The organism is Streptomyces sp. NPDC091371, assembly GCF_040684275.1.
Lineage (GTDB): Bacteria > Actinomycetota > Actinomycetes > Streptomycetales > Streptomycetaceae > Streptomyces.
The window spans coordinates 52,011-62,224 of the sequence record NZ_JBFBFP010000046.1 but is presented as its reverse complement, the minus strand read 5'-3'; the positions used below and the strand labels follow the sequence as shown (position 1 = coordinate 62,224).

Sequence of the window (10,214 nt, the reverse complement as noted above, 5' to 3'; positions counted from 1 at the left end):
CCGCCGCCTCCCGCCCCCCCCGGTAACCCCGGGCCCCCGCCCTCACCACGACCGCGGGTCCGGGCAGAGCCCGGGAAGCGGCGGGGCGGGGACACGCGCAGGGTCGTCACCGGGGTCGAGCTCGCCGACGGCTACCGCCTCGCGGCCGACCTCGTCGTGCTCGCCTGCGGCGTCCGCCCCCGCACCGGCCTCGCCCAGGCGGCCGGGCTGGAGATCCGCAAGGGCATCGTGGTCGACGACCACCTCCGCACCAGCGACCCCCTCATCCACGCCATCGGCGACTGCGCCGAGCACGCCGGCCAGGTGTACGGCCTGGCGGGCCCGGCGCTGGAGCAGGCCGACGCCCTGGCCGCCACCCTCACCGGCCGGCCCGCCCCCTACACCGGCACCCGCGCCCTCACCCGCCTCACCCTGCCGGGCGCGCACGGCTCGCTCGACCTCGCCGCCTTCGGCGAGACCACCCCCCGCCCCGGCGACGACGTGGTCCGCCTCGCCGACGCCACCCGCCGGACCTACCGCAAGGTCGTCCTCCGCGACGACCGCCTCATCGGCGGGGTGCTGCTCGGCGAGCTCTCCACCGTGGGGGCCCTGGCCCGCACCTGGGAGGGCGACGAAACACCGCACGACCTGTTCCACCTGCTCACCGACGACGGAGGCCACTGACATGACCGTGACCGAGCCCTTGCCCACGATCGTGCTCATCGGGCACGGCATGGTCGGCCAGCGCTACCTCGAAGCGCTCGCCGAGCGCGGGGTCACCGCCACGCACCGGATCACCGTGCTCTGCGAGGAGCCCCGGCCCGCCTACGACCGCGTGCACCTGACCTCGTACTTCTCCGGCAGCACCCCCGAGGACCTGTCCCTGACGCCCGCCGGGTTCATGGCGGAGCACGGCATCGACCTGCACCTCGACGACCCGGCCGAGCACATCGACCGGGACGCCCGCACCGTCACCTCCCGCTCCGGGCAGGTGTTCCCGTACGACGTGCTGGTCCTGGCGACCGGCAGCTACCCCTTCGTGCCGCCCGTCCCCGGCAAGGACGCGCCCGGCTGCTTCGTCTACCGCACCATCGAGGACCTCCTCGCCATCGAGGAGTACGCGAAGGGCCGCAGCTGCGGCGCGGTAGTCGGCGGCGGGCTCCTCGGGCTGGAGGCCGCCGGCGCGCTCCAGGGTCTCGGACTCGCCACCCGCGTCGTCGAGTTCGCCCCGCGCCTGATGCCCGTACAGGTCGACGAGGGCGGCGGCGCGGCCCTGCTGCGCACCATCGAGAACATGGGCCTCACGGTCCACACCGGCGTCGGCACCCAGGAGGTGCTGACCGGCGAGGACGGCCACGTCAGCGGGATGCGGCTGTCCGACGGCTCCACCGTCGACACCGACATCGTCGTCTTCTCCGCCGGTGTCCGCCCCCGCGACCAGCTGGCACACGACTGCGGGCTGGACGTCGGCGAGCGCGGGGGCGTTGCGGTCGACGCCCGCTGCCGCACCTCCGACCCGTACGTCTACGCCATCGGCGAGTGCGCCCTCGCCGTCGACGGCCGCGTCTACGGCCTGGTCGCCCCCGGCTACGAGATGGCCGAGACCGCCGCCGACGATCTGCTGGGCCGCGACAAGGAGTTCACCGGAGCCGACCTCTCCACCAAGCTCAAGCTGCTCGGCGTGGACGTGGCCTCCTTCGGCGACGCCCACGGCGCGACCGCCGACTGCCTCGACGTCGTCTGGTCGGACTCCCGCTCCGGCGTCTACAAGAAGCTGGTCGTCTCCCCCGACGGGGTCCTCCTCGGCGGTGTCCTGGTCGGCGACGCGGACTCGTACGGCCTGCTGCGCCCGCTCACCGGCAGCGTGCCGCCCGTCGCCCCGGAGCAGCTGGTGCTGCCCGCCGGACTCGGCGCGCCGGTCGCGCTCGGCCCGTCCTCGCTGCCCGACCACGCGGTGATCTGCTCCTGCCACAACGTCACCAAGAAGGCGATCACCGCCCACACGACCCTCCCCGAGGTCAAGAAGTGCACCAAGGCGGGCACCGGCTGCGGCGGCTGCCTCAAGGTGATCGGGCAGCTGCTGCCGGCCTCCGCCGACAAGGGGCTGTGCGGCTGCTTCCCCTTCACCCGTGCCGAGCTCTACGAGATCGTCCGCACCCGCCGCCTGACCTCGTACGAGGAACTCCTCGACGGGCACGGCCGCGCCGAGGCCCGCGGCGGCGACGGCTGCGAGGTCTGCAAGCCCACCGTCGGCTCGATCATCGCCTCGCTCGCCCCGACCCTCGGCGCGAGCGGCTACGTCCTCGACGGCGAGCAGGCCGCGCTCCAGGACACCAACGACCACTTCCTCGCGAACATGCAGCGCAACGGCTCGTACTCGGTCGTGCCGCGGATCCCGGGCGGTGAGATCACCCCGGACAAGCTGATCGTGATCGGTGAGGTGGCCCGCGACTTCGGCCTCTACACGAAGATCACCGGCGGTCAGCGCATCGACCTCTTCGGCGCGCGCGTGGACCAGCTCCCCCGGATCTGGGCCCGGCTCGTCGACGCGGGCTTCGAGTCCGGGCACGCGTACGGGAAGGCCCTGCGGACGGTGAAGTCCTGCGTGGGGCAGACCTGGTGCCGCTACGGGGTCCAGGACAGCGTCCGCATGGCCATCGACCTGGAGCTGCGCTACCGGGGCCTGCGCGCCCCGCACAAGCTCAAGTCGGCGGTCTCCGGCTGCACCCGCGAGTGCGCGGAGGCGCAGAGCAAGGACTTCGGGGTCATCGCGACGGCCGCCGGGTGGAACCTGTACGTCGGCGGCAACGGCGGGGCCACCCCCCGCCACGCCGACCTCCTCGCCCAGGACCTGTCGGACGCCGAACTGGTCCGGCTCATCGACCGGTTCCTGATGTTCTACATCCGCACCGCGGACCGGCTGGAGCGGACCTCCACCTGGCTGGAGCGGCTGGAGGGCGGCCTGGAGCACCTGCGGGACGTGATCGTGCACGACTCCCTCGGGCTGTGCGCGGAGCTGGAGTCCCTGATGGCCGACCACGTGGCGCACTACCGGGACGAGTGGGCCGAGACGCTCCAGGACCCGGAGCGGCTGCGCCGGTTCGTGTCCTTCGTCAACGCGCCGGGCGCCCCCGACCCGACGGTGAAGTTCGTGCCCGAGCGCGACCAGGTCAAGCCCGACCTGGCCGTCCTGACGATCGGAGGAGTCCGATGACCGTGGAACTGCAGGTGGCGGAAGGCTGGCTCACGGTGTGCGAGCTGTCCTCGCTCATCCCCGGGCGCGGGGTGGCGGCGCTGCTGCCCGACGGGAGCCAGGCCGCGGTGTTCGTCGACCGCGCGGGGCGTACGTACGCCATCGGGAACCGGGACCCCTTCACCGGGGCGCAGGTGCTCTCGCGGGGCCTGCTGGGGGCGGCGGCGGGCCGCCCCTTCGTGGCCTCGCCGCTGCTGAAGCAGCGCTTCGACCTGGAGTCGGGGCGCTGCCTGGACGACGAGGAGGTGGCGGTCCGGACCTATCCGGTGCGGACCGCCGCGACCTCGTAGGGCTTCGGCTCAGCCCTGGACGGCGGCCGGGTCCATCCACACGAACTCCCAGACGTGGTGGTCCAGGTCCTCGAAGGCGCGGCCGTACATGAAGCCCATGTCCATGGCCGGGCGGGGTTCGGTGCCGCCCGCCGCCAGGGCGGCGTCGACGAGCTCGTCGACCTTCTCGCGGCTGTCGGCGCTCAGGGCCACCATCACCTCGGTGCTGGTGGCGGCGTCGGCGATCGGCTTGGTCGCGAAGGTCTTGAAGTGTGCCTCGGTCAGCAGCATCGCGAAGATCGTGTCGCTGATGACCAGACAGGCGGCGTTCTCGTCGGTGAACTGCGGGTTCGTGGAGTAGCCGAGCTTCTCCCAGAAGGCCTTGGTGGCGTCCAGGTCCTTGACCGACAGGTTGACGAAGATCATCTGGGGCTGGGACATCTCGGTCTCTCTTCTCTCGCGCGGTGTTCGCTGCCTTTCGAGAGGTAGACCGGGGCCGCCGCTGGAACTCATCGCTCCCCGGGGAAATTTCTTCAGATTCTTTCCACGGGGCACGAAACCGCAGGTCAGGCCACCGAGCGCAGCTCCAGCGCCGCCAGCGGGACGAAGCCGAGACCGTCCTCGCTCTCCATCGCGGCATCCCGGCCGGCGAGGCGCTTGTGCAGGGTCAGGGCGATCCGCTCGCCCTGCGCCTTGGCCCGCTCCGCGTTGGGCCCGCGGTACAGGCCGTCGATGGTCGCGTGCCACAGCTGCACCCAGCGGCCGAAGTCCGCGGCGGTCATCTCCCGCGCGGAGTTCAGCGCGGCGTGCGGTGCGAAGGCGTTGCGCCGGTAGTCGGCGCTGCGGAAGAGGGCGCGTTCCCAGAAGTCGGTGATGCGGGGCAGGTGGACCTCCAGGTCCGTGCCCGCGATCTCGGTGAAGAAGGGCCCGATCCGCGCGTCGGCGAAGGCGGCCGTGTAGAAGCGGCGCAGCACGACGTCGAGGTCGGCGCGGCCCGAGATGTCGGCGTCGGCGGCGAAGTGGTTCATGAGACCACCATCCTCCCGCACCGGCGGCGTCCCCAGGGGACAAAGTCCCGCGGTGCCGGGGCCTCCGGCCGGTACGCGCGGCCGGGCACGGCCGGATGCGAGCGCCGCACGCGTATTTCCCCCCACGCACGCACCGGCCCGGAAATCCCTGCCGGAGGATTGAACTCGCAGCGGTCGCCCGTGCGTAATGAGGAGTTGACTTCGCGTCAACTCAGTACTCCTAGGTTCCTCGACGCGTGCGACCCCGCGCCCGACCGGGCCCGGGGCCCTCCCTCCCCCCAGGAGTGACCGTGGAACGTCGTACCTTCCTGCGCGGCGCCGTCGTCGGCTCGTCCGCCGCCGCCTTCGGCGGGACGCTGATGCACGGGGCCGCCTACGCGGCGCCCGCCCAGCCCGGCGCCGGCCCCTACGGGGCCCTCGGCTCGGCCGACGCCAACGGCATCATGCTGCCCGCCGGCTTCACCAGCCGCGTGATCGCCCGGTCGGGCCAGAACGTCGGCTCCACCTCGTACAAGTGGCACAGCGCCCCCGACGGCGGCGCCTGCTTCGCCGACGGCACGGGCTGGATCTACGTGTCGAACTCGGAGATCAACCCCTCCGGCGGCGCGAGCGCGGTGAAGTTCAACTCCTCCGGCACCATCACCGGCGCCTACCGGATCCTCTCCAACACCCGGCAGAACTGCGCGGGCGGCAAGACCCCGTGGAACACCTGGCTGTCCTGTGAGGAGGTCAGCCTCGGCTACGTCTACGAGACCGACCCGTACGGCGTGAACTCGGCCGTGCAGCGCCCCGCGATGGGCCGCTTCAAGCACGAGGCGGCGGCCGCCGACCCGGTGCGGCAGGTGATCTACCTGACCGAGGACGAGAGCAGCGGCTGCTTCTACCGGTTCATCCCCACCACCTGGGGCAACCTCTCCTCCGGCACCCTCCAGGTGATGGTCGCCGGCACCGCCACCTCCGGATCCTTCACCTGGCAGAACGTCCCGGACCCGGACGGCTCCCCGACGACCACCCGCACCCAGGTCTCGGGCTCGAAGAAGTTCAACGGCGGCGAGGGCTGCCACTACGCCAACGACACGGTCTGGTTCACCACCAAGGGCGACAACCGCGTCTGGCAGCTGAACCTCGCGAACAACACCTACGAGCTGGCCTACGACGACTCGCTCGTCCCCGGCGGCGCGGCCCCGCTGACGGGCGTGGACAACGTCACCGGGTCCTCGTACGGCGACCTGTACATCGCCGAGGACGGCGGCAACATGGAGATCTGCCTGATCACCCCGGACGACGTGGTCGCCCCGTTCCTGCGGATCACCGGCCAGTCCTCCTCGGAGATCACCGGCCCGGCCTTCTCCCCCGCCGGGAACCGCCTGTACTTCTCCAGCCAGCGCGGCACGAGCGGCAGCTCGACCGGCGGCATCACCTACGAGGTAACGGGCCCGTTCCGGGTCTGATCCCTCAGGCGGGGCTGGAGGTGCCGCGCAGCGGCATCTCCAGCCCCGCCGGCGTTCAGCCGGCCCCGCGGGGTCAGGAAGCCACGGCCCCACCCTTCAGCAGCGCGGCTCCCAGCGGCGTCACGGTGTGCAGCACCGCGTTCCCGTGCCGCAGCGTCGTCACCAGCCCCGCCTCCCGCATCACGCACGCGTGCTGGCTCGCGGAGGCCAGCGAGACCCCGGCCCGGCGGGCCAGCTCACTGGTGGTGGCCCCGTCCCCGATGGCCCGCAGCACCACCGAGCGGGTGTGCCCCACCAGCTTGCCCAGCGTGCGGACCCGCTGCTCCTCCACCGCCGGCCGCGCCGCCTCGCCTCCCGCCGGCGCCGAGGCCAGCTGCGCGGCGGCCGGGTAGACCAGCACCGGCGGCAGCTCCGGGTCGTGCAGGGTCACCGCCGTGCGGCGGCAGAAGAAGGACGGCTGGAGCAGCAGCCCGCGCCCGCGCAGCCGTACGTCCCGGTCCACGGGGTAGTCGCACTCCAGCACGGGCGCCCGCCAGCGCAGCATCGGCGGCAGCGAGGCCAGCAGTTCGTCCGCGCCCCCGTCCAGCAGGGCGCGCCCGCGGGCGGCCCGCTCGGCCTCGATCTGGGCCTGGATGTGGCTCCAGTACGGCTCGACGGCCGCCCGGTGGTACGCGCGCAGCTCGCCCAGCAGCCTCGGCAGGTGCTTGGCGCCGTTCTCCATGAACTCCCGCAGCCGCGGCTGCACGGCCGCGCCCGCGCCGCCGCCGGCGCCCACCAGCAGGCGCAGCTCCCGCCGCATCCGCTCGGGACGGATCCCGCGCAGGGCGTCGAGGCCCACGTCCCACCCGTACTGCCCCTCAACGGGCGTCAGGAAATCGGGGAAATACCCCCTGCTCGGTATAAGCATACCGAGCGTGCGTGTTTCACTGTTCAACCTGATTCGGGATTCCGTCCGCCATTCACCGAACAACCGGACATCTCGCCGGTCTCTTAGCCGATGAAAGCTGAGAATCGTTTCCCACAACGCATCGGGACGCCCTGCCATCCGTACGCGTGCCAGGTCCACTCCAGTGAAATGGATACGCAGCACCGAACCCCCACCTGTGCAACCGCAATCCCCCCGCCCCATGAGTATGCATGCAGTCACACGTGGTCACCACGCCCTTTCGGCCACAGTTGAAACCCCTTTCGGCAGAGGCGTGACAACCGAAATCCTGTACTCCGCCGGGCACACTCCGATGCGACCGAAACGCTCCGCGAAGGCCGTGGGGGGCTTTGCGGGGCCTGGCGGTCGGTCGCACGGGAAGCGCCGACGTGCCCGGCAGAATGACAGCGGCGGTGGACGGGTGGGGATCCGTCCACCGCCTGCTGGCGTAAAGATTTGTTGAACAGGAAAAAAATAGGCGCGTCTGCCCTCGGGGGTCAGGGATCCCGGGGGCAGACGCGCCGTCTCGGAGGCCCTTCTCAGGGCCGGGGGTCAGCGGCTGTCGCTGCCCTTCGCCTCGGCGGCCGCACGGCCGGCCTCCAGGCGCGCCACCGGAATCCGGAAGGGCGAGCAGGAGACGTAGTCGAGGCCGACCTCGTGGAAGAAGTGGACGGACTCGGGGTCACCGCCGTGCTCGCCGCAGACGCCGAGCTTGAGGTCGGGGCGGGTGGCCCGGCCCTGCTTGACCGCGTGGCGGACCAGCGAGCCGACGCCGTCCTTGTCGATGGTCTCGAAGGGCGAGACCCCGAAGATGCCCTTCTCCAGGTAGGCCGTGAAGAAGCTGGCCTCGACGTCGTCGCGGGAGAAGCCCCACACCGTCTGGGTCAGGTCGTTCGTGCCGAAGGAGAAGAACTGCGCGGCCTCGGCGATCTGGGCGGCCGTCAGGGCGGCGCGGGGCAGCTCGATCATCGTGCCGATGGCCAGCTTGAGGGTGGTGCCGGTGGCGGCCTCGACCTCGGCGATGACCGCGTCGGCCTCCTCGCGGACGATTTCCAGCTCCTGGACGGTGCCCACGAGCGGGATCATGATCTCGACGCGCGGGTCGCCCTTGGCGTTGGCGCGCTCGGCCGCGGCCTCGGCGATCGCCCGGACCTGCATGGCGAACAGGCCGGGGATGACCAGGCCGAGGCGGACGCCGCGCAGACCCAGCATCGGGTTCTGCTCGTGCAGCTTGTGCACGGCCTGGAGCAGGCGCAGGTCGTTCTCGTTGGCGTCCTTGCGGGACTCGGCGAGGGCGACGCGGACCGACAGCTCGGTGATGTCGGGCAGGAACTCGTGCAGCGGCGGGTCGAGCAGGCGGACGGTGACGGGCAGCCCGTCCATCGCCTCGAACAGCTCGATGAAGTCCTTCTTCTGCAGCGGCAGGAGGGCGGCCAGCGCACCCTCGCGCTCCTCGTCGGTGTCCGCGAGGATCAGGCGCTCGACCATCTCGCGGCGCTCGCCGAGGAACATGTGCTCGGTGCGGCACAGGCCGATGCCCTGGGCGCCGAAGCGGCGGGCGCGCAGCGCGTCCTCGGCGTTGTCGGCGTTGGCGCGCACCCGCAGGCGGCGGACGCGGTCGGCGTAGGCCATGATCCGGTGCACGGCGGCGACGAGCTCGTCGGCGTCGTCGGCGCCGGCGTGCATGCGGCCCTCGAAGTACTCGACGACCGGGGAGGGTACGACGGGTACCTCACCGAGGTAGACCTTGCCGGTGGAGCCGTCGATGGAGACGACGTCGCCCTCTTCGATGACGGTCTCGCCGACCGTCATGCGGCGGCGCTTGGTGTCGACGTCGAGCTCCTCGGCGCCGCAGACACAGGTCTTGCCCATGCCGCGGGCGACGACGGCGGCGTGCGAGGTCTTGCCGCCGCGGGAGGTCAGGATGCCCTCGGAGGCGATCATGCCGTCCAGGTCGTCCGGGTTGGTCTCGCGGCGGATCAGGATGACCTTCTCGCCGGAGCGGGACCACTTGACGGCCGTGTACGAATCGAAGACGGCCTTGCCGACGGCCGCGCCCGGCGAGGCGGCGATGCCGCGGCCGAGCAGCTCGGTCTTGGCGCCCTCGTCGAAGCGCGGGAACATCAGCTGCGCGAGCTGGTGGCCGGTGACGCGCTGGAGGGCCTCGGCCTCGTCGATCAGGCCCTGGTCCACGAGCTGGGTGGCGATGCGGAAGGCGGCGCCGGCGGTGCGCTTGCCGACGCGGGTCTGCAGCATCCACAGCTGGCCGCGCTCGATGGTGAACTCGATGTCGCAGAGATCCTTGTAGTGGGTCTCCAGCGTCGTCATGATCGTCATGAGCTGGTCGTACGAGGCCTTGTCGATGGCCTCCAGGTCCGCGAGCGGCACGGTGTTGCGGATGCCCGCGACGACGTCCTCGCCCTGGGCGTTCTGCAGGTAGTCGCCGTAGACGCCCGCGTGGCCGCTGGCCGGGTCGCGGGTGAAGGCGACGCCGGTGCCGGAGTCGGGGCCCAGGTTGCCGAAGACCATGGAGCAGATGTTGACCGCGGTGCCCAGGTCGCTCGGGATGCGCTCCTGGCGGCGGTAGAGCTTGGCGCGGTCGGTGTTCCACGAGTTGAAGACCGCCTCGACGGCGAGGTCCAGCTGCTCGCGGGCGTCCTGCGGGAACTCGCGGCCGGCTTCCTTCGCCACGATCTTCTTGAAGACCTTGACCAGCTTCTTCAGGTCCGCGGCGTCGAGGTCGGTGTCGACGGTGACCTTCTTGGCGGCCTTGGCCTCGTCGAGGGCGTCCTCGAAGAGCTCGCCCTCGATGCCGAGGACGGTCTTGCCGAACATCTGGACCAGGCGGCGGTACGAGTCCCACGCGAAGCGCTCGTTGCCGGCCTGGGCGGCGAGGCCGGTCACGGACTCGTCGGAGAGGCCGATGTTGAGGACGGTGTCCATCATGCCGGGCATCGAGAACTTGGCGCCGGAACGCACGGAGACCAGCAGCGGGTCGTCCGACTGGCCGAGCTTCTTGCCCATCTTGGACTCGAGGGCGGCAAGGTGGGCGCTGACCTCGTCGCGCAGCGCGGCCGGGGCCGAACCGCTGTCGAGGTAGACCTTGCAGGCCTCGGTGGTGATGGTGAAGCCGGGGGGCACCGGGAGACCAAGGTTGGTCATCTCGGCGAGGTTGGCTCCCTTGCCGCCGAGAAGGTCCTTGAGGTCGCGGTTGCCCTCGGTGAAGTCGTAGACGAACTTCTGATCTTTGTTTTCCGACACGGGTCTCGACTCCTCGAGGCTCGGTGGCTGCCCTGACGGCCAGGAACA

At 71.4% G+C, this 10,214-nt stretch carries 8 protein-coding genes; 4 read left to right on the top strand and 4 right to left on the bottom strand.

Annotation, left to right across the window (positions count from 1 at the left end; genetic code table 11):
• From AB0O21_RS33410 to nirD, 3 genes are all read left to right on the top strand, one after another.
• On the top strand, positions 1-663 hold a 663-nt coding region (locus tag AB0O21_RS33410), incomplete at its 5' end, for an FAD-dependent oxidoreductase (protein ID WP_365177354.1).
• A gap of 1 nt (position 664) precedes the next feature.
• On the top strand, positions 665-3,193 hold the full coding sequence (gene nirB, locus AB0O21_RS33405) for a nitrite reductase large subunit NirB (RefSeq protein ID WP_365177351.1): 2,529 nt from the start codon (positions 665-667) through the stop codon (positions 3,191-3,193).
• Positions 3,190-3,522 (top strand): nitrite reductase small subunit NirD, encoded by a 333-nt coding sequence (gene nirD / locus AB0O21_RS33400; protein ID WP_365177348.1) that lies wholly within the window; start codon positions 3,190-3,192, stop codon positions 3,520-3,522. Before nirB ends, nirD begins: the two co-directional genes overlap by 4 nt.
• 9 nt (positions 3,523-3,531) lie before the next feature.
• Here nirD and AB0O21_RS33395 read toward each other — a convergent pair whose 3' ends face one another.
• A complete protein-coding gene (locus AB0O21_RS33395) occupies positions 3,532-3,942 on the bottom strand; it encodes a VOC family protein (protein WP_365177345.1) in 411 nt (136 codons plus the stop codon).
• 125 nt (positions 3,943-4,067) lie between these two features.
• Complete coding sequence (locus tag AB0O21_RS33390) at positions 4,068-4,529, bottom strand: group III truncated hemoglobin (RefSeq protein ID WP_365177342.1); 462 nt, start codon at positions 4,527-4,529, stop codon at positions 4,068-4,070.
• 290 nt (positions 4,530-4,819) lie between these two features.
• Between AB0O21_RS33390 and AB0O21_RS33385 the strand changes: the two genes are divergently transcribed.
• Positions 4,820-5,980: an alkaline phosphatase PhoX gene (locus tag AB0O21_RS33385; protein ID WP_365177340.1), complete on the top strand. Its 1,161-nt coding sequence runs from the start codon at positions 4,820-4,822 to the stop codon at positions 5,978-5,980.
• Positions 5,981-6,053: 73 nt separating this feature from the next.
• Here AB0O21_RS33385 and AB0O21_RS33380 read toward each other — a convergent pair whose 3' ends face one another.
• Both AB0O21_RS33380 and ppdK read right to left on the bottom strand, forming a co-directional pair.
• A complete protein-coding gene (locus tag AB0O21_RS33380) occupies positions 6,054-7,070 on the bottom strand; it encodes a helix-turn-helix domain-containing protein (RefSeq protein WP_365177337.1) in 1,017 nt (338 codons plus the stop codon).
• Between the two features lie 387 nt (positions 7,071-7,457).
• Complete coding sequence (ppdK, locus tag AB0O21_RS33375) at positions 7,458-10,166, bottom strand: pyruvate, phosphate dikinase (RefSeq protein WP_365177335.1); 2,709 nt, start codon at positions 10,164-10,166, stop codon at positions 7,458-7,460.
• Positions 10,167-10,214 lie beyond the last annotated feature (48 nt).